Below are 19,436 nucleotides of genomic sequence, written 5' to 3'. Positions count from 1 at the left end.
CGATGGCGGCCGGCGGCAAAGAGGATCCCGCCCTCGTCCGCTTCCGCCAGATGTCGCGACCGGTGCGGCTGATCTATGCGCGGCCGCGAACCTTCATCGCACTCGCGGCCGGTATCCTCGTCTGCCTGCTGCTGCCAGGGACGTACCGGCTGGTGACACGGCTCCTGCTCGGCTGGGACGCGCTGATCGCGGTCTATCTCGTGCTGGTCTATGCGATGATGCTGTGCAACGACCATCAGCACATCCGCCGCGCCGCCGCAATGCAGGACGACGGCCGCTTCGTAATCCTGCTGGTAACTGCGATCGGCGCCTTCGCCAGCATCGCGGCGATCGTCTCCGAGCTCGGCACCCAGCATCGAGGAGTACTGGACCTCACCATCGCGATCACCACCATCGTGCTGTCATGGGCCGCCGTGCACACGACCTTCGCGCTGCATTACGCGCATGATTATTATCGAAACGTCAAACCGGGCGGCCTTCAGTTTCCCAGCGGCGGCAACGAAGACCATGTCGATTATTGGGACTTCGTCTATTTCTCATTCGTGATCGGCATGACCGCGCAGGTCTCCGACGTCGGCATTACCGACAAGACGATCCGTCGCACGGCCACGGCGCACGGGATCGTGTCGTTCATCTACAACACGGCCTTGCTGGCGCTGACAGTCAACATCGCAGCGAGCGCGATCTCGGCTTAGCCGTCGTCCCGGACTTCGCCGGAACGATCCAGAGAGCACGATCAGTAACATACCTCGGCATTGGCGTCGTTGCCGGGGCCGCCGCCGCCGCGGTATTCGAGACGGCAACCGCGATGGACCGGACGACAGCCGGCGCTGTTGCAGAAGATCTGCCCGCCACCAGCGGCGCGGCCGGCACCCGCGATGCCCGCAGCGGCACCGTAGCCGCCTGCCGACCCAACAGCCGCGCCGCCGGACTGACGACGCTGCCGTGCGGGACGCTCGTCGCCGTCGTCGCGCTTCGCGGTCGCAGGTTTGGCCGACTTGGCGGCACGCTGTTTTTCGCATTCATTATCATTATTGACCGCGTAGCCCTCGCGGCAGACGATCCTGGTGCATTTGTCGCCATCGGCCTTGAAGCCGTGCTCGCACACCAGCGGACAAACACGCGACTGTTTGGTCTTGACAGTATCGAGCGCGTCGGTGCTTGCGACCTTCACGTCGAGCTTGGTGCCGGCATAGCGGTTGAACTGCGATAGCGACCGCTGCGAGGACGTATTCCAGTTGCCGTCCGCCTGCCCGGAGAAACACCCGACGCGGCCCAGCTCGGTCTGCACCGAGCGGTTGAGATCGGCCGGCGCGGTCGCCGGGGTCAGCGAGGCGACGTTGGTGCCGGCCGGGCTCGCGGTGCTGGCCGGCGCAGCGCTCGGGGCCGCAGCGGCGAGATTGACGCGCTGCTGCTCGGCGGCTGCCGCCTGCTGCTGCGCCTGCTCCTTGGCCTTCTGCGCGGAGAGCTGTGCCTGCTCGGCGGCCTTCGCATCGGCCGCAGCCTTGGCCTGCGCATCCTTCTGCGCGCCGAGCGCAGCAAGACGATCGCGCTCGGCCTCGGCCTGCTTCGCTTTCGCGATGGCCGCCGCATGAGCCTGCTCGGCGCCAATTTTATCCAGCTGGAGCTTGGCAAGACTCGCATAGAAGCCGTCGGGATGCTGGGCGAGGAAGGCATCCCATGCCGCCCGGTTGCCGAGCTGGAGCGCGAGCTCGTAGTCACGGCGGATGTCGGCCTGCGGGTTCGCCACGGGCGCCGGAGTCGTCGCCGCGACCTTGACCGGCACCAGCGGCATGTCCTCGCCGCCGAGCGAACCGTAGACGAACGGCTCCTGCTTGTTGCCCGTCGACTTGAGCACTTCGTCACGCACGAAGCCGAAGGCGCGGCGGACGTCGAGGCCCGGCGTGGTCAGATGCTTCGACAGCGCGACCGTGAACGGGCTGTTGGCGCCATCGCCGTCCTGCGCCGTGAAGCCGGCTTTGGCCGAGTAGGCGATCAGCGTGTTGGGACTGGTCGGCTCGACCTGAGCGAGACCACGGCCGATGCCGCGCGAGGCAACGGTGCGCTTCATCCTCTTGCCGAAGGGATTGTCGCGGCAGGCATCCAGGATCACCAGGCGAAGCTGCTTTGCAGGCTCGACCGCAACCAGGACACGGTCGAGCGAGAGCGCCTCGTCGTAGACATCGGTGTCGCGCTCGAGCTTGGCGTCGACGGGAATCAGATAGTTCGAGCCCTCGACCTCGATGCCGTGACCGGCATAGTAGACCACGGCAATGTCGGCATCGCGGGTCGCGTCGGCGAAGTCGCGCAGCACGCGCCGCGTCTCCAGCGCCGACAGATCGTGCCGGGACTCGACGACGTCGAAGCCGGCCTCCTTCAGCGTCTTCGCCATCACCGCCCCGTCATTGACGGGATTGGCGAGCGAGGGCGCGTGCTGATAGGCCGAATTGGCGATCACCAGCGCGGCACGCTTGCCGGCAAAGGCGGGCCCGGCGCCGAACAGCACCGCGAGGGCGAGGAGAAGCGGACAAAGTCTGAGCAAATTGCGCATGACACGACTTCCGATAATTCCGGGCCGTCGGGCCCTTTGGGACCGCTTTAGCAGCATCCATCGCCGGCGCTTGTGATGGAGGTCACGAAGGGGACACCCGCGACAGCCTGAAAGACCCCTTTTGTTTGTCGCGCCAGCGAGGGCGCGGTTCGCCGACAAATAGGGGTGAGCCGGGTTCCCTCAGACAACCCCAATGTGCCCCCGGTATTGCGGCAGATTGTCCGTAATTTCGTGCCAGGAGGCCTTCGAGCCCACAAAAATATGGGCGCTCGGCCGGATCGAGGGGGTATCGAGCAGGGTTCCCATGGCGACGTGGACCCATTGTCCTTCGCGCACCCGGGAGTAGAGCAACGAGCCGCAGCAGGCGCAATACGCGTCATGGGTGGTGTCGTCGCCGATAATCATCCGCTGGTTCTCTCCATGGACGATGCGGAGCTTGTCTTGCGGGATGCCGGCGAAGGGCTTGAACGCGGCGCCCGTGGTGCGACGGCAGTTCGAGCAGTGGCAGTTCATCGCATAGGAGAACGCATCCGCCACTTCAAAGCGCACGGCGCGGCAATAGCATTCGCCGGTGAGGATGCGAGCGTTCGAATTCTCTGATCCGACCATTCCAACGTCCTTGTGCAATTTGCGAGAGACACCCGTAGCGCATTTTGATGCGTACGACTAAGTTCGCCCGAAGCCACCATGCAAAGGAATGACTCATGAGCCAGGACCGGTCGAGCGTCGAAGCCGTCGTGCAATCCTATTTTGACGGACTTTATGAGGGCGACGCCGAAAAGCTCGGTGCCATCTTCCATCCCTCCGCCGATCTGCGCTGGGTCGAGAAGGGCGAGCTCCAGGTTCTCACCGTGCCCGATTGGCTCGATCGCGTCCGCAAGCGCGCCTCGGCCAAAGCCGAAGGCAAGCCGCGCGAGGATTTCATCGTCACGATCGACCGTTCGGACGACAAGACCGCCTTCATCAAGGTGCGCTGCCAGCTGCCGCCGCGCTATTTCACCGATTATCTGGTGGCGATGAAGCTCGCCGACGGCTGGCAGATCGTGTCGAAATCGTACAGGTACGACCTGCGGGAGTGAGTCCTCCCGATCTTCCGCTGTCTGAAATCTGTCGCACTCGTTCTCCATTCGTCATTGCGGGCGAAGCGAAGCAATCCAGAATCTTGCCGCGGAGGCAGGCCGGATTGCTTCGCTCCGCTCGCAATGACCGTGCGAATAATGCGTACGCATTATCCCTACCCCGTCGGACCCAGGCCAAGGTCTCCCATGCTTCTCGATCGCCGCTCCCTGCTCGCCTCCCTGTGCTGGATCGCCGCTTCTCCCGCGCTTGCCGCGCAGGCGCCGGCCGAACTCGAGGCCTATGAGCGTGACAGTGGCGGGCGCATCGGGTTCCATGCGGAGAATCTTGCGACCGGCAAGAAACTCGCCTGGCGCGCTGACGAGCGGTTCGTCATGTGCTCGACATTCAAGGCTTCGCTCGCGGCCTGCGTGCTGGCGCGGGTCGATCGCGGTGAGGAGCAGCTCGCGGCCATGGTCCCTTACGGCCAGGCCGATCTCTTGGAGTACGCACCGGTCGCCAGGCAAAATCTCGCGGCCGGCAAGATGTCGGTCGGCGAGATGTGCAAGGCCATCGTCGAGCTCAGCGACAACACCTGCGCCAATCTGCTGCTGGCGCGGATCGGCGGCCCCGCCGCGCTGACTGCATTCTGGCGGTCGCTCGGCGATACCACCTCGCGGCTCGATCACAACGAGCCCGAGCTCAACCGATCACGGCCCGGCGATTCCCTGGACACCACGACGCCGGCCGCGATGGCCGGAAATCTGCGTCGGCTTGTCATGGGCGAAGCATTGTCGCCGGCCTCGCGCGTGCAGCTCACCAAGTGGATGGTGAACTGCAAGACCGGGGCGAACCGGCTGCGCGGCGGCCTGCCCGTAGACTGGAAGATCGGCGACAAGACCGGCTACAACGGCAAGGATGCAGCGGGCGATATCGCGGTGGCCTGGCCGAAGCCAGACACGCCGATCCTGATCACGGCCTACGTCCAGGGCGGCACGCCGACCGCGGCGCAGATCGCGTCCGTGTTCGCGCAAATTGGGCGGATGGTGGCCGAGAGGCTGGCGTAAGCCGCGCGCATTGACGTTGCGGCCGCTTCCGGGTCAAGACAGACCATCATGGAAGCGAAATTTCAGACTTTTCTCATCCTGCTCGCCGTGCTGGCAGGCACCGCACTTGCTGCGCGCCGCTTCAACATCGCGCCTGCCATACTCCTGATGCTCGCCGGCGTCGGCCTCGCCTTCGTGCCGGGCATGCCATCGGTGGAACTGCCGCCGGAGCTGGTGCTGCTGCTCGTGCTGCCGCCGCTGATCTACTCGGCAAGCGTCGCGATGAGCTGGCGCGAGTTCAGGAAAAATCTGCGCCCGATCGTGCTGCTCGCGGTCGGCGCCGTGATCTTCACCGCGGCCATGGTCGCAACCGCCACGCATTATCTGATCGGCCTCCCCTGGACGATTGCCTTCCTGCTCGGGGCCATCGTCGCGCCGCCCGACGTGGTGGCGCCGCTCGCGATCGCGCGCCGGCTCAACATGCCGCGCCGGCTCCTGGTCATCCTCGAGGGTGAAGGGCTGGCCAATGATGCCACCGCGCTGATCCTCTACCGCTTCGCGCTAGCGGCGATCATGGTCGGACATTTCTCGCTGCCGCTCGCGGCCGGCGAGTTCCTCCTCATCGTCGCCAGCGAGATCGCTTTCGGCATCGGCGTCGGCTGGCTCTCCCTGCGCTTCCGCAAATGGTCCGGAGATCCGCAGGTCGAGCTGACGCTGTCGCTGATCACACCCTACGTCTCCTACTGGCTGCCCGAACATGTCGGCGGCTCCGGCGTGATCGCGACCGTCGCCTGCGGCCTCTATGTCAGCTGGAACGGGCCGCTGCTGATCTCGTCGGCCACGCGCCTGCAAGGCATCTTCTTCTGGGATCTGGTGATCTACCTGATCGAGGGCATGCTGTTCCTGCTCACCGGCTTCCAGATGCGCGCGCTCTACGAGAAGTCGAAGTCCTTTCCGCTCGACGACATTCTCATTGCGACAGCCGTCGTCCTGGTCATCGTCGTGGTCGCGCGCTTCGCCTGGCTCTATCCAGCAACCTATCTGCCGCGGATGCTCAGCAAGTCGCTGCGCAAGCGCGACCCGTCGCCGCCATGGCAATGGCCGTTCGTGCTCGCCTTCACCGGCGTGCGTGGCGCCGTGTCGCTGGCGGCCGCGCTGGCGCTGCCGTTCGCGCTGCCTGACGGCGAGGCCTTTCCGTATCGCGACCTGATCCTGTTCGTCGCCTTCGGCGTCATCTTCGTGACGCTGATCGGCGTCGGCCTGACGCTGCCGCCGATCGTGCGCTGGCTCGGCGTCGCGGAAGCCGGCCGTCACGAGCACGCCGCCGAGCACGAGGCCGAGATCGCCGCCCGTCGCCAGGCGCTCGATGCCGCGCTGAAATCGCTGGACGCACTGACCGCGGAGAAGGACGTGTCCGAAGAAGTGATGCGGCTGCTGCGCGCACGGCACGATATCCGCGTCAACCAGCTCCCGGACTCGCTCGATCTCAACCACCACGACGTCTCCGCCGCCGGAACCGCGCTGACTCGCGAGCTGATTGCCGCCGAACGCAAATTCATCCACGATCTCCTGCGCGACGGCCAGATCACTGACGAAACGCGGCGGCGGATCGAACGTGATTTGGATCTGGAGGAAGCAAGTCTGGCAAACCGGGAGTATCGGGACGCGCCGCTTTAGCCTCTCATCTTCATTGTTGAACGGGCAGGTTAGATCCGCTTCTCGCAAAATTCCCTCATGGCAGTCGCAACGGCTCCCGCGACGGCCTCCTGCCGCTCCGCCGAATTCATCTCCATTTCCTCGTCGCGATTGACGATCGAGCCGGCCTCGAGCAGCACGGCGGCGCTCCTCGTCCGCGACAGCACGACGAGCCCGTCATATCGATACACGCCGACATCCTTGTCGAGCAGCTGACGCCGGTAGCGGCCCATCACGGGCAAGGTGTATTGGCTGGCATAGCGCAGGCCCTGCTCCTTCAACTGCCTGCCGATCATCCGGGCCAGCTTCAGGCTGGCGGCGAAGTGCGGATTCTGCTGCGATACGAACAGCGAGTGCCCCGAGAAACGATCACTGAACTGACTCTTCGCGCCGTCGAACTCCCAGATCTCGAGCAGCTTGTCGGGCACCGAATCATGATGGACCGACAGGAACAGATCGGCCCGGCCTTCGTTCGCGGCGCCGACGCGCTTGAACAGGCTCGGCCGGGCCTTTCCGTCCGTGACAAGCAGGCGTGCCTCGGCAAAGCCTTCAGACCTGAGCTTCGCCGTGATCAGTCTGGCGAGGCGGAAGTTGAATCCGAACTCCGGATCGTTGCGCGCGCTCAACGCGCCGTAGGAGTCGGGGGTGTGCCCGACATCCACTACGATCCGGAATTTGGGCATCTCGCATCTGGCCGATGACGACAGCTGCTTGCCGTTGGTTCCTCCAGCCTTTCGCGCAGCAGCGGCCTCGCTGTTGCCGAGAGTCGCAAGCGACCACAGCAGGATCGTGGCGACCAGCCCGACGATGACGCTCCGCGACCGATCCAAGCGCTACTCCGCTGCTGCGATCCTGGGAGGCAAGTCCGTGGCTTTACTGGTGACGCAGGCGCCGGATCGCACTGCATAGCGGTCCTGATGCGCAGCTTGCGGCGGCTCGCCCTGCTCGGGGAGCTCTTCCGAGAGCAGGATAGGAGTCCGGACGCGACGCAACAGTTCGCCCATGCCCGTCCCAGGGCCGGACTCGGTCAAGAATCTATTATCCCCTGCGCGGAGCATGGAAAATCCTCCCGATCTTTAGGGAAGATTGGCGCGAGAGCGCTGGGACGTCAACGCAAGAACAACTTCGGAGTGCCCACTACGTTCGGCGCCGTCGCAAGTCGGTGGGCACGCTTCGCTTTGTCCATCCGAGGCACGATGTGCCGCCGCTACATCGGCCGCTCCCCCTTCACCGTCACGCGCGTGCCCGAACGCGTATGCGGCCAGTAGTCCCACATAGCGCGGTGCTGGGTGCAGCGGTTGTCCCAGAAGGCGATGGTGTTCTCGGTCCAGCGGAAGCGGCACTGGAACAGCGGGTTTTCGGCGTGCTGGTAGAGATAGGCGAGCATCGCATCGCTCTCGTCGCGCGGGATACCGTTGATGTGGCGGGTGAAGCCGCGATTGACGTAGAGCGCCTTCCTGCCCGTGACCGGATGCGTGCGCAACACTGGATGGTCGGCATGCGGATAGGACGGACGGTCCGCGACGCCATAATTGGCGTAAAGCCCGCGATAGATGGGCTCCCCATCGTGCAGCGCGGTGAGCCCATCGAGATAAGCCTTCATGCGGTCCGACAGCGACTCATAGGCGGCATACATGTTGGCGAACAGCGTGTCGCCCCCGCGCGGCGGGCACTGCTTGATGTAGAGGATCGACCCCATCGGCGGCTCGAGATCGCAGGACACGTCGGAATGCCAGCCCTCGCCGTTGGCGCGTGGCGAGTCCTTGTCGGCGTAGATCTTCATCAGCGCAGGATCGTCGTCCTCGTGCGGTGCGGCGGGATGGACATGCAATTCGCCGAACTTGCGTCCGAAGGCGAGATGCTGCTGCGGCGTGATGTACTGGTCGCGGAAGAAGACGACGAGGTTTTCGGCAAGCGCGCGGTGAATCTCGTCCATCTGCCGGTTGGAGCGGCTGTCTCCCGCGACGAGCTTGCCGATATCGACGCCGGAGATTTCCGCGCCGATGATGGGGGTGAGCTTTTCGACCGCGATGGTTTCGTAAGGCGCGCCATCGTCCGCCGCGTGGCGATAGCGCGGCCCCTGCTTGCCGGCGAGTGAACTCATGGCGGTTCTCCCGATCGTTGTTGATTGGGAGCATGGTAGCGTGCGGCGATGGATGTGCAATCTGCACTGCAGACCCGACCGTCGTTCCGGCGGAGGCCGGCACGACAGCATGGGGTGCTAGCGGAGTGGAATCACTCCGCCGCGGTCACCGGCACCTTGGTGCCCTGGCCGTAACGCTGGTCGATGTAGTCGATCACCAGCGCCTTGAAGTCGGCGGAGATCGTCGGCCCGCGCAGCGTACGGAACTTCTTGCCGTCGACGAACACCGGCGCGGCCGGCGCTTCGCCCGTGCCCGGCAGCGAGATGCCGATATTGGCATGCTTGGATTCGCCCGGGCCGTTGACGATGCAACCCATCACCGCGACGTTGAGCTCTTCCACGCCGGGATATTTCGTCTTCCAGTTCGGCATCTCGTCGCGGATGAAATCCTGGATCGAGCGGGCCAGCTCCTGGAACGTGGTCGAGGTGGTACGGCCGCAGCCGGGGCAGGCCGCAACCAGCGGCACGAAGGTACGGAAGCCCATGGTCTGCAGCAGCTCCTGGCCGACCTGCACCTCACGGGTGCGGTCGCCGCCGGGCTCCGGCGTCAGCGAGATGCGGATGGTGTCGCCGATGCCCTGCTGCAGCAGGATGCCGAGCGCGGCCGACGACGCCACGATGCCCTTCGAGCCCATGCCGGCCTCGGTGAGGCCGAGATGGATGGCGTAATCGGAACGGGACGCGAGATCCTGGTAGACCGCGATCAGATCCTGCACGGCCGAGACCTTGGCTGAGAGAATGATGCGGTCCTTGGGCATGCCGAGCTCTTCGGCGCGCGCGGCGGAGAGCAGCGCCGATTGCACCATGGCCTCGCGTGTCACCGCCCGCACGTCGCGCGGATTGGCGGACGCGGCGTTCTCGTCCATCAGCTTGGTCAGAAGCTCCTGGTCGAGCGAGCCCCAATTGGCACCAATGCGGACCGGCTTGTCGTTCTTGTTCGCGATCTCGATGATGTCGGCGAACTGGGTGTCGCGCTTGTCCTTGAAGCCGACATTACCGGGATTGATGCGGTATTTGGCCAGTGCCTCGGCGCAGGCCGGATAGGCCGCGAGCAGCTTGTGGCCGATATAGTGGAAGTCGCCGATCAGCGGCGTGCTGATGCCGCGCTTGGCGAGGCCGTCGCGGATGTGCGGAACGGCGGCTGCGGCTTCCTCGCGGTCCACGGTGATGCGGACCATTTCGGAGCCGGCGCGCGCGAGCGCTGCGACCTGGGCGATGGTACCGTCGATGTCGGCGGTGTCGGTGTTGGTCATCGACTGCACGACGATCGGCGCACCGCCACCCACGGCGACGTTGCCAACCTTGACCTGGGTGGTCCGGTGCCGGGGCGCCGGGCCCGCGACGTCGGAATCGAGGGGATTTTCGAGCTTGTTCATGAGGTCCAAATATCAGGTTTTGGTGACGTTCAGCAATGCATCACGCGGCGCCGCAGCCGCTTGGCTCGGACGGTTAACCAGAAAAAGCCCAGCAATTACAAGGACCGCGGCGGCCCCGAATGTCAGGCTCAAGGTGTCGTGCATGATGAAATAGCTACCGACCACGCCAAACAAAGGGGTGATGAATGTAAAAGCCGACAATTTGCTGGCCGAATAGGTCTTCACCAGCGCGAACCAAAGCGTGAACGTGGTTCCCACCACCCAGATCGCCTGGAATGCCATCAGGCCGAGCGACAGCGGCGCCGGCATGTGGGTGATGGACTCGCCAAACAGCCAGGCCGCCATCCCCAGGATCGGGATCGAGGTGGCGACCTGATAGCCCAACGCCTTCTCGGGCGCGGCGAAGCGCAGCCGCGTGCCCTTGGCGACCAGGGTGGTCGCCGCCCACAGCGCGGCGCCGCCGACGATCATGAGGTCGCCGAGCAGAACTTGCGAATCGACATTGGGCTGCGGGACACCGATCGCGAGGGCGACGCCGGCAAAGCTGATGGCCAATCCCAGCCATTGCGAGCCGCCGAGCCGCTCGCCAAGGACTTGATAAGAGCCAAGTGCCACGAAGAACGGCGCCGTGTAGAGAAACACCACCGCACGCGAAGCAGACGTGAAGCGCAGCCCCTGGAAAATCAGCACGAATTCGATACCGAACATCAGCCCGGCGATCAGGCCGGGCTTCCAGGTGCCGTCACGCTCGAAGAAATTGACGCCACGCAGGGTGCCGATGATGAACAGCACCGGCAGCGCGCCCATCGAGCGGATCGTGGCCTGGAGCATCGGCGGAATGTCCGGCAGCACCAGCTTCACCGCGATCTGGTTGAATCCCCAGGTCAGGCAGAGCATGAGCATCAGGGCGATGGCGCCGGCACTGAGGGGACGTGCGGCGGAAGGAACGATTTGAGCTGAGGACATCTCTTCCCGAATACCGGCTTTGCGCCGTTGTTGGTCTATGCAGTTTTCTGACAATGGGTGCAGACACCCGTGATCTCCACCACGGACAATTTGGGGGCGAAGCCTGAGGCGCGCGCGGCCGCGTTGAGGTCCTTGGCGAAGGACGCCGACGGGATCTCGCCGACCAGGCCGCAGCGCTCGCAGATCAGGAACGCCACCGCCGAGGTCGCGTCATGATCGTGGGCGGCGCAGGCGAGATAGGCATTGCGGCTCTCGATGCGGTGCACGAGGCCGTTGGCCATGAGGAAATCGAGCGCACGATAGACCGTGATCGGCGCCGGCCGCGCCATCGACTTGGCGAGTTCGTCGATCACCTCATAAGCGCCGAGCGGCCGGTGGCTGGAGAGCAGCGCACTCAGCACCTGGCGGCGGATCGGTGTGAATTTCTGCGCGCGCTGCTCGCAAACCTCCTCGGCATGCGCCAGCGCGTCCGCAGTGCAGCGGCCGTGATCGTGGTCGGGCGCGGGAAATGCCGGCTTTGCGAGGGTCATGCGGCTGCCTTCTAGCATTTCGGCGAGGGAACCCAAAGCACCACCGGCGGCAGGGGTGCCAGCCATGCTCTCGCCGCGGGACAGCGTCCCGCCGAGCCCGCGTGAAATAATCATAAGCTAGCTTATTATAAACAAGCTTATTGGAGACGAAGCTCATGAGCCGCGGGTCGGTCGACCAGAACTTCCTCTTTACGCTCGGTGAGCTCTACCGTTTGTTGCGCGTCTATGCCGACAAGGAGGCCTCGCGATTCGGCATCACCCGCGCGCAATGGGCGGTGCTGGCCAAGGTCGAGCGCAGCGAGGGCATGAAGCAATCCGAGCTCGCCGAGCTTCTGGAGATGCAGCCGATCACGCTGACGCGGCTGATCGACAAGCTCTGCGACAATGACTGGATCGAACGCCGCAGCGATGCTTCGGATCGCCGCGTCAAGCGGCTGCACCTCAAGAAGGCCGGCCGGCAATTGCTCGGCAAGATGAGCGGGCTGAAGTCCGAGCTCACGGCCAACGCCCTCGAGGGCATCAACCCGGCGGACGCCCATCGTCTCCTCACCCAGCTCGAGACGATCAAGGAAAACGTGCGGACCGCGATCCAGACCAGCGGTGCGGAACAAGCACGCAAGGAGCAGCGCTATGGCTGATCAGGTCCTCAAGTTCCAGCCCGAGCAGAAGAGCGACGATGGCAAGCCGGCCAAGAAGGCCGGCACCGATCCGCGCCGCCGCCTGGTGGCGGGGCTGCGCCGCTATCGCCGTTTCCTGCTCCTGGTCGTGCTCCCGGTCATCGTCGGCATCGGCGGTGTCACCTTGTATCTGCATGGCGGCCGCTATGTCGGCACCGACGACGCCTATGTCGGCGCGCAGAAGGTGCTGGTGACGCCCGACATCTCCGGCAAGATCCAGAAAGTGGTCGTGAAGGAGGGCCAGCTCGTCAAGCAGGGCGACGTGCTGTTCGAGATCGACCCCGTGCCGTTCCGTCTCGCGGTGGACGAAGCCAGAGCACAGCTGATGCAGGCGCAGACGACCTATGACAATCTCCGCGCCAACATCAAGATCTACGGCGACATGTTCAGCCTCGCCCAGCAGGGCGTCGACCTGAAGCAGCGCGACGTCGAGCGCAAGCAGGCGCTGGTGAAGAACAATTACGGCTCGCAGCTCGATCTCGACAACGCATCGAATGCGTTGGTCACGTCCGGTTCGGTCGCGCAATATGTCAGGCAGCAGCTCTCGACGGCGAAGACCCAGCTACTCGGCGATCCCGACCTGCCGCTGGAAAAATTCCCAGCCTATGCAGAGGCCAAAGCCAAGCTCGACAATGCCGAGCGCAATCTCGATCACGCCGTCGTGCGCGCCTCGATGGGCGGCGTGGCGACGCAGGTCGAGCAGATCCAGCTCGGCCGCTACGTCGCCGCCGGCACGCCAGTGTTCACCATCATCGACGTGGCCCATCCCTGGGTCGACGCCAACCCGAAGGAGAGCGACCTCACCTACGTCACCGAAGGCCAACCCGTGACGCTCGAGGTCGACGCGTTCCCGAACCACGTCTTCAAGGGCAAGATCGGCTCGCTCTCGCCCGGCACCGGTGCGCAATTCGCCATCCTGCCGCCGCAGAATGCCACCGGCAATTTCGTCAAGGTGGTGCAGCGCGTGCCGATCCGGATCTATTTCGACGAAACCGACAAACATGTGCGGAAGCTGAAAGCCGGCATGAGCGTCTACGCCACCATCGACACCGGCCATCGGCGCTCGCTCGCAGGCCTTTTTGGGCTGTCGGCGACCGCGGGGCAACAGAAAGACCAAGGCGAGGACTGATCCGATGTCAGGCCCCGATGCCAGCCTGATGGTCCCCGGCCTGCGCCGGAACATGGTGACGATCTGCGCCATGACGGCGACCATCATGCAGGCGCTGGACACCACCATCGCCAATGTCGCCCTGCCCTATATGCAGGGCACGCTGTCGGCCTCGCAGGACCAGATCAACTGGGTGCTGACCTCCTACATCGTTGCCGCCGCAATCATGACGGCGCCGGTGGGCTGGATCGCCAATCGCTTCGGCCGCAAGCGCATCTTCATCATCTGCTCGGCCGGCTTCACCATGGCCTCGGTGCTGTGCGGCCTCGCGCAGGACATCAATCAGATGGTGCTGTTCCGCCTGCTGCAAGGCGTGTTCGGAGCGGCCCTGGTGCCGCTGTCACAATCCGTCATGCTCGACTATTACACGCTCCAGGAGCGCGCCAAGGCGATGTCGATCTGGGGCATGGGCGTGATGATGGGTCCTATCATGGGGCCGTCTTTGGGCGCCTGGCTCACCGAGACCTATTCCTGGCACTGGGTGTTCTTCGTCAATCTGCCGTTCGGCGCCATCACCGTGCTCGGGCTGATCGTCTTCATGGACGAGACCAGGAAGGACATCAGCCTCAAATTCGACTGGTTCGGCTTCGCCGCGTTGGCGATCGCGATCGGCTCGCTTCAGCTCGCGCTCGACCGGGGCGAGCAACTGGGCTGGCTTGAATCGGGCGAGATCCTCGCGGAATTCATCGTCTCGGCCGTCGCTTTCTATTTCTTCCTCGCGCATTCGTTCACGACGTCGACCCCGTTCATCCGCTTCGCGCTGTTTCGGGATCGCAACTTCGTCACCGGCTGCGTGTTCATGATCGTGATGGGGCTCGTGCTGTTCTCAACCATGGCGCTGGCCTCGCCCTACATGCAGAACGTGATCGGCTATCCCATCATCACCGCCGGCTTGCTGCTGGCGAGCCGCGGCATCGGCACGTTCTTCGCGATGATGCTGGTCGGCCGCATGATGCGTTACGTCGAGGCGCGCACGCTGATCATTTCCGGCCTGACGCTGACCGCGGGCTCGCTGTTCCAGATGACCGGCTGGACCGACCTGACCCAGGTGCCGGAGATCGTCATCGTCAGCGTCATCCAGGGCTTCGGCTTCGGCCTCGTCTTCGTGCCGCTCTCGACCGTGGCGTTCCTGACGCTGTCGAACGAGCTGCGCACCGACGGCACCGCAATGCTGACACTGATGCGCAACGTCGCGAGCTCGGTCGGCATTTCCGTCGTCATCGCCCAGCTGACCCAGGGCACGCGGCGGACCTATGCGATCCTCTCCGAGCACGTCAATCCGTTCAACCACGCACTGCAGATGCCCGGCGTCAGCGGCATGATCAACCTGTCCACCGACGTCGGCCGCGCCATGGCCGACAGAATGGTCAGCGTGCAGGCGCAGATCATCGCCTTTGCGCACGACTACCAGCTCGTGATGGTCTTCATCCTCTGCACCATCCCGCTCGCTTTCCTGATCGGCTCAACCAAGGCCACGCTGCGCAAGCAGGCCGCCGGGCCGGAGCATGCGGTGATGGAGTAGGGTCGACTTCGCGCAATCTCGTGTCCCTAAAGCGCGATGAGATTTGGATGAATCGTCATCGCGCTTTAGGTTGTTGTTTACGCATGATCTTTCCGGAAAACCGCTTCGCACTTTTCCGGATCATGCTTTAGGCGCGGTGCAGCCGTAGCGATGCGCTGCGTCCGGGGCACGAGAGATCATCCCAACAGCTCCTCGCAGCCCAGATCATCCGCTGCCGCAAACACCCGCTCCAGATTATTCCACCAGATCAGCGGCGGGATGTTGATGCTCCACTGCCAGACCGGCCTCGTGATCTGCCAGAGCACCGACCAGCGGTAGTCGCGATCGAGCGCGCCGCGCGTGTAGCCGGTGATGCCGCTTTCGATCAACGTGTCGTGATAGAAACCGAGCAGCGGGCGTTCGAGCGCCTGCCGACGTTCCGGGTACCAATGCATGGCCATCAAATAGGCGAGGTCGTTGGTCGGAACGTTGATACTCCAAAGATCGAAGTCGAAGATGCGTACGGTATCGGCAACGCCCGCGCGCGGCAGCAGGAAATTCCAGGTATGGGCATCGCCATGGGTGATGCTCATATGACGCCGTGAATGATAGCGCTCGGAGAGCCGTTCCGATCGATCGATGAGGCGACGATAGAGGATCCGCCGCTCCTCGCTGAGGCGATCCCCGAGCAGATCGGCGAACCGGTCATAATGGCCCGCAAACGTTTCCATGCGCTGCGCGCTGTCCTCCATGCTCGCCCAGGTGCCGACGGGGTCGCCAAGTCCGGGATGGTCCCACCAGGCTGCGTGCCAGCGCGCGAGTGTCGTAACGATCGCAATCGCCTGATCGCGCGACGGCGGCAGCGGCCAGGCCGTCGCGATATCGTGGCTGTCAGTGAGGTCCTCGAGCAGAAGATGCCAGGCGAGACTGTCCTCGTCGAAATGTCCGTCGAAGCAGCGGGGCACGAGTCCCGGCGGCATGCTCGGCGTCAGCTGCGTGTAGTATGCGATCTCGCGCCGGCCGCCATTTGCCAGCGTCTGTGCGAACGCGGCATTGGGAGTCTTCAGGATCAGCGACTGCGGAGCGCCGGCGGATTCGCCGACATAGCGCAGGCCGAGACGGATGATATGCGACACGAGGGTGTCGCGCTGGTGCAGCACCTTCACTTCGCGCACCGCGCCGGCGTCCAGCACACCGCCCCGGCGCAGCGCGGCCGTCAGTCGGGCGGGCTCAACGACCGCCGGCAGTTGTGGAGATGTCATGAACCACGATGCCCCTGTCCCGCGCCATACTGCACGATCTCACTCCCGGGCACCAGCGGCCGAGCAGCCGCCGGGCTCAGGCTGCCGCAGTCGAGTCGTGCACGGTCCGCACGACGACCGATCTTAGCTGTTCGAGATTGGTCGCCATCCCCGCAATCGCCTGCCTGACCTCAGCGGCGCGCTCGTTCACGGAGGCGGCGTCACGGCTGACATCGCCGATCTTGGCCGAGACCTCCTTCGCCGCGGATGCGGATTCGGAAATCGACCGCGTGATCTCCCGCGTCGCGGCATCCTGCTCTTCCATCGCAGCGGCGACCGAGGTCGCAACACCGTCGATCTCGACGATGTGCCCACCCATGGCCTCGACCGCATCGACCGCCGCCTGCGTCGAAGCCTGGATCTCGGCAATCAGCCGCCCGATCTCTTCGGTGGACTTGGCGGTCTGGTCGGACAGGGACTTCACCTCGGCGGCAACCACCGCGAAGCCGCGGCCGGCTTCGCCGGCGCGAGCCGCCTCGATCGTCGCGTTGAGCGCGAGGAGATTGGTCTGGCCGGCGATGCCGCCGATGAGATCGGAGACCTCGGCGATCTTCTTCACCGACCCGGCCAGCGCCTGGATGGTCGAGCGCGCCTGCTCTCGGCCGGCGACCGCCGATTTGGTGACGGTGCTGGTCCGTGCGACCTGGCTTGCGATCTCTCGGATCGAGGTGCTCAATTCCTCTGCCGCAGCCGAGACGGCCTGCGAGCTGCCGAGTGCCTGCGTAGAGGCCGCCGCGACCGCCTGCGACTGCGCAGAGAGCGACTTTGCGATCTCCGACAGACCGGAGGCGGCCCGCTCGACGCCTTGAGTCGCCGCGGTCGCGGTATCGACCGAGCGGCCCGTCTCGCGCTCCACGGTCTCGGCCATCTGATGCAGGGCGGAGCGCTTGGCAAGCGTCGCCTCCTGCTCCTGCCGCAGCTGTTCCTCGCGCAGGCGGGAATTCTCGACTGCCGCCTGCTTGAACACCAGGAGCGCACCCGCCATCGAGCCGACCTCGTCCTGGCGGTGCGCGAACGGAATGTCGGCGGCGAGATCGCCGGTCGCGAGCTTCTGCATCGTTTCCGTCATGCGCACGATCGGACGCACTACACCGAGGGCAACACCGAGCAGACCGGCGGCAATGAAGGCCAGAACGGCCGCAGAGACGCCGACGAGGATATAGAGGATGGAGCTGTCGCGGTCCGCGGCCAGCTTCTCCATGGCGGCATTCTGCTTGTTGGCGTTCTCGACGATGCTGTCGATGACGGCGCGATGCGCAGTATAGGCATCCTTGAGCTGCGCATAGGCGCGCTCGGAGGCAGCCGCGTCCTTGGCCTTGAGGGCCGGCAGGAGCTGGTCGGACGCCTTCCAGAATTTCTGCACCTCGGCATCCGACTTCGAGACCAGCGCGGTCTTGAGGTCGGGCGAGAGGCTGGAGGACACCCAGAACGCTTTGCGCTCGTCGTAATCCTTGCGGAGCTGGACCAGGCGCTCACCATGGGCCGCCAGCTGGTCCGGCTCGCGCATGGCCAGCGTCGCCTCGAGATAGGCCTCGATGACGTATTCCGGCGGCGGCAGGATGTCGGCGATGAGGTCGTTGCCGAGCTTGATGTCGGAATAGAGCGGGCCGCCGACCTTGAGCTCGCGCAGCGCATAGAGGCTGGTGGAAACGACCGCCGTAAAGCCGATGGCAAGAACGATCCCGAAAGCGACGATCGCGGAGGACAATGACAAACGAATTTTCATGAAATGACCCACGGCGCCCGCTGAAACCGCGAGCAGCCTAGATCAATATGGTAAATGCGGGATTGCCCCCGCAGGAAGTCCCGAAAGAGGGGCTCCGCAAAACTACGGGAATTGGACGTCGTTCGATCGGGTTTGAGTCAGCGGGACCGACGCACGGGCGCGCAAAGCCACGATCCGGCCGGATGCACGGCAACGCCAACTGCGATTGCGTTAGACAAGGAAACGTGGTGCCGACGACTTGGCGCAGCCGGCACGCTCACTCACTCAGACCTCGAAGAACACCGTCTCGTCGTCGCCCTGGAGCCGCAGGTCGAGCCGATAGACCGGCTTGCCGGCCTCGCGCACCGCGGTCAGCGTGGCGCGGCGATCAGCCGGGACCAAGGCCAGCACCGGATCGGCCGCGTTGCCAGCCTCGTCGCTGAAATAGATCCGGGTGTAGAGATGCCGCAGCATGCCGCGGCCGAACACTGCAAGCAGGATGTGAGGCGCCTGCGGCTTGCCGTCGGGATCCGGCACCGCGCCGGGCTTGATGGACTCGAAGGCGTAGTTGCCGTCCTTGTCGGTGCCGCAGCGGGCAAAGCCCCGGAAGGTCGCATTCGGCAGCGCACGCTTGTCCTGCGGGTCGGCGAAGCGGCCTTGCCCATCCGCCTGCCAGATCTCCAGCATGCAGTCCGGCACGGCAACGCCGTCGCCGTCGAACACGCGGCCCTCGATGCGGATGCGGTCGCCCGAGACGTCGGGGGTCAGTGTCGAGTTGGTGAACGCGTCGTTCCAGGCGTACGCGCCGTTCGGCGTCAGGCCATACTTGAAAAACGGACCGACCGTCTGCGATGGGGTGATCCCGTTGGACTCTTGCACTTAATGGTTCTCCATGGGGGTGGCGTTCTTGCCGCGCAGCACGATGTCGAAGCGGTAGCACAGCGCCCATTCGGGTTTTGTGTTCTCGAGATCGAACGACGAGACCATCCGCGCCCGCGCCTTCTCGTCCGGCACCGAGTTGAAGATGGGATCGAACGGGAACAAGGGATCGTTCGGGAAGTACATTTGCGTCACGAGGCGCGTGACGAAGGAATAGCCGAACACCGAGAGATGGATGTGCGCGGGGCGCCAGGCGTTGTGGTGATTGCCCCAGGGATAGGCGCCGGGCTTGATGGTGACGAACCGATAGTAGCCGGCGGCATCGCTCACGTTGCGGCCCGCGCCGGTGAAATTCGGATCGAGCGGCGCCGGGTGCTGGTCGCGGACATGAACATAGCGGCCGCAGGAATTGGCCTGCCAGATCTCGACCAGCGAGTTCGGCACGCCGCGGCCGTCCTCGTCGCGCACATGGCCGTGCACGATGATGCGCTCGCCGATCGGCTCGCCGCTGTGCTGGGTGGTGAGATCGTTGTCGCCCTCGCGCACGGTCTCGTGGCCATAGACCGGGCCGGTCAGTTCCGACAGCGTGTGGCGCATGGGGATCAGCGGCTTGTTCGGCGCGCGCTTGATCGAGCTCTTGTACTCCGGCGACAGCGGCAGCGGATGCGCCTTGTTGCTGTCAGTGGGATAGACGAATGTCATTGGCGAACTCCTCCCCGGCCATTGTGATCCGGCCGGTCAACGCTTCCGCCGATCATTATAGGATATAACTAATTTGGGGAAGCGGGTTTCGGAGCGCGTTGGTTCCCTGCTTCCGTCATGGCCGGGCTTGTCCCGGCCAT

General features: G+C 64.6%; 18 protein-coding genes. 7 read left to right on the top strand and 11 right to left on the bottom strand.

Annotation, left to right across the window (positions count from 1 at the left end; translation table 11 throughout):
• The first annotated feature begins 2 nt into the window (after nt 1–2).
• Nucleotides 3–695 carry a DUF1345 domain-containing protein gene (locus ACYCVF_RS18610; RefSeq protein ID WP_459598682.1) on the top strand — a complete coding sequence of 231 codons (693 nt, stop codon included), beginning with the start codon at nt 3–5 and terminating at the stop codon, nt 693–695.
• Between the two features lie 41 nt (nt 696–736).
• On the opposite strand, the gene ACYCVF_RS18605 is transcribed toward ACYCVF_RS18610, so the two are convergent.
• Together ACYCVF_RS18605 and ACYCVF_RS18600 are read right to left on the bottom strand one after the other, a co-directional pair.
• Nucleotides 737–2,551, bottom strand: coding sequence for a caspase family protein (locus ACYCVF_RS18605; protein ID WP_459598680.1), 1,815 nt, complete (start codon nt 2,549–2,551; stop codon nt 737–739).
• Nucleotides 2,552–2,731: 180 nt separating this feature from the next.
• Nucleotides 2,732–3,160 carry a GFA family protein gene (locus ACYCVF_RS18600; protein WP_459598678.1) on the bottom strand — a complete coding sequence of 143 codons (429 nt, stop codon included), beginning with the start codon at nt 3,158–3,160 and terminating at the stop codon, nt 2,732–2,734.
• Nucleotides 3,161–3,255: 95 nt separating this feature from the next.
• On the opposite strand from ACYCVF_RS18600, the gene ACYCVF_RS18595 reads away from it, so the two are divergent.
• The 3 genes from ACYCVF_RS18595 (at nt 3,256) to ACYCVF_RS18585 (ending at nt 6,330) form a co-directional block, all read left to right on the top strand.
• Nucleotides 3,256–3,630, top strand: coding sequence for a nuclear transport factor 2 family protein (locus tag ACYCVF_RS18595; protein ID WP_061020581.1), 375 nt, complete (start codon nt 3,256–3,258; stop codon nt 3,628–3,630).
• 186 nt (nt 3,631–3,816) lie between these two features.
• Complete coding sequence (bla, locus tag ACYCVF_RS18590) at nt 3,817–4,674, top strand: class A beta-lactamase (RefSeq protein WP_459598676.1); 858 nt, start codon at nt 3,817–3,819, stop codon at nt 4,672–4,674.
• Nucleotides 4,675–4,722: 48 nt separating this feature from the next.
• Nucleotides 4,723–6,330, top strand: a complete 1,608-nt coding sequence (locus ACYCVF_RS18585; protein ID WP_459598674.1) for a Na+/H+ antiporter — start codon at nt 4,723–4,725, stop codon at nt 6,328–6,330.
• 29 nt (nt 6,331–6,359) lie between these two features.
• On the opposite strand, the gene ACYCVF_RS18580 is transcribed toward ACYCVF_RS18585, so the two are convergent.
• The 5 genes from ACYCVF_RS18580 to ACYCVF_RS18560 all read right to left on the bottom strand — a co-directional run bounded on the left by ACYCVF_RS18580 (nt 6,360) and on the right by ACYCVF_RS18560 (nt 11,363).
• Complete coding sequence (locus ACYCVF_RS18580; RefSeq protein WP_459598672.1) at nt 6,360–7,178, bottom strand: N-acetylmuramoyl-L-alanine amidase; 819 nt, start codon at nt 7,176–7,178, stop codon at nt 6,360–6,362.
• A 377-nt stretch (nt 7,179–7,555) separates the two neighbouring features.
• Complete coding sequence (locus ACYCVF_RS18575) at nt 7,556–8,452, bottom strand: TauD/TfdA dioxygenase family protein (RefSeq protein WP_459598670.1); 897 nt, start codon at nt 8,450–8,452, stop codon at nt 7,556–7,558.
• A gap of 131 nt (nt 8,453–8,583) precedes the next feature.
• Nucleotides 8,584–9,867 carry a flavodoxin-dependent (E)-4-hydroxy-3-methylbut-2-enyl-diphosphate synthase gene (ispG, locus tag ACYCVF_RS18570; protein WP_459598668.1) on the bottom strand — a complete coding sequence of 428 codons (1,284 nt, stop codon included), beginning with the start codon at nt 9,865–9,867 and terminating at the stop codon, nt 8,584–8,586.
• A gap of 12 nt (nt 9,868–9,879) precedes the next feature.
• Nucleotides 9,880–10,833 carry a DMT family transporter gene (locus ACYCVF_RS18565; RefSeq protein ID WP_459599676.1) on the bottom strand — a complete coding sequence of 318 codons (954 nt, stop codon included), beginning with the start codon at nt 10,831–10,833 and terminating at the stop codon, nt 9,880–9,882.
• 35 nt (nt 10,834–10,868) lie between these two features.
• Nucleotides 10,869–11,363: a Fur family transcriptional regulator gene (locus tag ACYCVF_RS18560; protein ID WP_459598666.1), complete on the bottom strand. Its 495-nt coding sequence runs from the start codon at nt 11,361–11,363 to the stop codon at nt 10,869–10,871.
• Nucleotides 11,364–11,518: 155 nt separating this feature from the next.
• On the opposite strand from ACYCVF_RS18560, the gene ACYCVF_RS18555 reads away from it, so the two are divergent.
• Genes ACYCVF_RS18555 through ACYCVF_RS18545 form a run of 3 tightly spaced genes read left to right on the top strand, consistent with a single transcriptional unit; the run spans nt 11,519 to nt 14,730 of the window.
• The gene (locus ACYCVF_RS18555) at nt 11,519–12,001 is read left to right on the top strand and encodes a MarR family winged helix-turn-helix transcriptional regulator (protein WP_459598664.1); all 483 of its coding nucleotides are present in this window, start codon (nt 11,519–11,521) and stop codon (nt 11,999–12,001) included.
• A complete protein-coding gene (locus ACYCVF_RS18550) occupies nt 11,994–13,169 on the top strand; it encodes an HlyD family secretion protein (RefSeq protein ID WP_459598662.1) in 1,176 nt (391 codons plus the stop codon). The genes ACYCVF_RS18555 and ACYCVF_RS18550 overlap by 8 nt, the downstream gene beginning before the upstream one ends.
• Nucleotides 13,170–13,173: 4 nt before the next feature.
• Nucleotides 13,174–14,730 (top strand): MDR family MFS transporter, encoded by a 1,557-nt coding sequence (locus ACYCVF_RS18545; RefSeq protein WP_459598660.1) that lies wholly within the window; start codon nt 13,174–13,176, stop codon nt 14,728–14,730.
• 176 nt (nt 14,731–14,906) lie between these two features.
• Here ACYCVF_RS18545 and ACYCVF_RS18540 read toward each other — a convergent pair whose 3' ends face one another.
• The 4 genes from ACYCVF_RS18540 to pcaH all read right to left on the bottom strand — a co-directional run bounded on the left by ACYCVF_RS18540 (nt 14,907) and on the right by pcaH (nt 19,296).
• Complete coding sequence (locus tag ACYCVF_RS18540; protein ID WP_459598658.1) at nt 14,907–15,971, bottom strand: phosphotransferase; 1,065 nt, start codon at nt 15,969–15,971, stop codon at nt 14,907–14,909.
• Between the two features lie 76 nt (nt 15,972–16,047).
• A complete protein-coding gene (locus ACYCVF_RS18535) occupies nt 16,048–17,736 on the bottom strand; it encodes a methyl-accepting chemotaxis protein (protein WP_459598656.1) in 1,689 nt (562 codons plus the stop codon).
• 264 nt (nt 17,737–18,000) lie between these two features.
• On the bottom strand, nt 18,001–18,594 hold the full coding sequence (gene pcaG / locus ACYCVF_RS18530; protein ID WP_459598654.1) for a protocatechuate 3,4-dioxygenase subunit alpha: 594 nt from the start codon (nt 18,592–18,594) through the stop codon (nt 18,001–18,003).
• Complete coding sequence (pcaH, locus tag ACYCVF_RS18525) at nt 18,595–19,296, bottom strand: protocatechuate 3,4-dioxygenase subunit beta (protein ID WP_459606588.1); 702 nt, start codon at nt 19,294–19,296, stop codon at nt 18,595–18,597.
• Between the last annotated feature and the right edge of the window lie 140 nt (nt 19,297–19,436).

This window comes from Bradyrhizobium cedriense, assembly GCF_054602315.1.
Note: the sequence above shows the minus strand (reverse complement) of the source record. Positions and strands in the feature narration are given on the sequence as shown.

What these genes read in the sequence shown, in the direction of transcription:
- ACYCVF_RS18610 (WP_459598682.1), top strand. Translation starts at nt 3, where the DNA reads ATGGCGGCCGGCGGCAAAGAGGATCCCGCCCTCGTCCGCTTCCGCCAG.
- ACYCVF_RS18605 (WP_459598680.1), bottom strand. Translation starts at nt 2,551, where the DNA reads ATGCGCAATTTGCTCAGACTTTGTCCGCTTCTCCTCGCCCTCGCGGTG.
- ACYCVF_RS18600 (WP_459598678.1), bottom strand. Translation starts at nt 3,160, where the DNA reads ATGGTCGGATCAGAGAATTCGAACGCTCGCATCCTCACCGGCGAATGC.
- ACYCVF_RS18595 (WP_061020581.1), top strand. Translation starts at nt 3,256, where the DNA reads ATGAGCCAGGACCGGTCGAGCGTCGAAGCCGTCGTGCAATCCTATTTT.
- bla (WP_459598676.1), top strand. Translation starts at nt 3,817, where the DNA reads ATGCTTCTCGATCGCCGCTCCCTGCTCGCCTCCCTGTGCTGGATCGCC.
- ACYCVF_RS18585 (WP_459598674.1), top strand. Translation starts at nt 4,723, where the DNA reads ATGGAAGCGAAATTTCAGACTTTTCTCATCCTGCTCGCCGTGCTGGCA.
- ACYCVF_RS18575 (WP_459598670.1), bottom strand. Translation starts at nt 8,452, where the DNA reads ATGAGTTCACTCGCCGGCAAGCAGGGGCCGCGCTATCGCCACGCGGCG.
- ispG (WP_459598668.1), bottom strand. Translation starts at nt 9,867, where the DNA reads ATGAACAAGCTCGAAAATCCCCTCGATTCCGACGTCGCGGGCCCGGCG.
- ACYCVF_RS18565 (WP_459599676.1), bottom strand. Translation starts at nt 10,833, where the DNA reads ATGTCCTCAGCTCAAATCGTTCCTTCCGCCGCACGTCCCCTCAGTGCC.
- ACYCVF_RS18560 (WP_459598666.1), bottom strand. Translation starts at nt 11,363, where the DNA reads ATGACCCTCGCAAAGCCGGCATTTCCCGCGCCCGACCACGATCACGGC.
- ACYCVF_RS18555 (WP_459598664.1), top strand. Translation starts at nt 11,519, where the DNA reads ATGAGCCGCGGGTCGGTCGACCAGAACTTCCTCTTTACGCTCGGTGAG.
- ACYCVF_RS18550 (WP_459598662.1), top strand. Translation starts at nt 11,994, where the DNA reads ATGGCTGATCAGGTCCTCAAGTTCCAGCCCGAGCAGAAGAGCGACGAT.
- ACYCVF_RS18545 (WP_459598660.1), top strand. Translation starts at nt 13,174, where the DNA reads ATGTCAGGCCCCGATGCCAGCCTGATGGTCCCCGGCCTGCGCCGGAAC.
- ACYCVF_RS18540 (WP_459598658.1), bottom strand. Translation starts at nt 15,971, where the DNA reads ATGACATCTCCACAACTGCCGGCGGTCGTTGAGCCCGCCCGACTGACG.
- ACYCVF_RS18535 (WP_459598656.1), bottom strand. Translation starts at nt 17,736, where the DNA reads ATGAAAATTCGTTTGTCATTGTCCTCCGCGATCGTCGCTTTCGGGATC.
- pcaH (WP_459606588.1), bottom strand. Translation starts at nt 19,296, where the DNA reads ATGACATTCGTCTATCCCACTGACAGCAACAAGGCGCATCCGCTGCCG.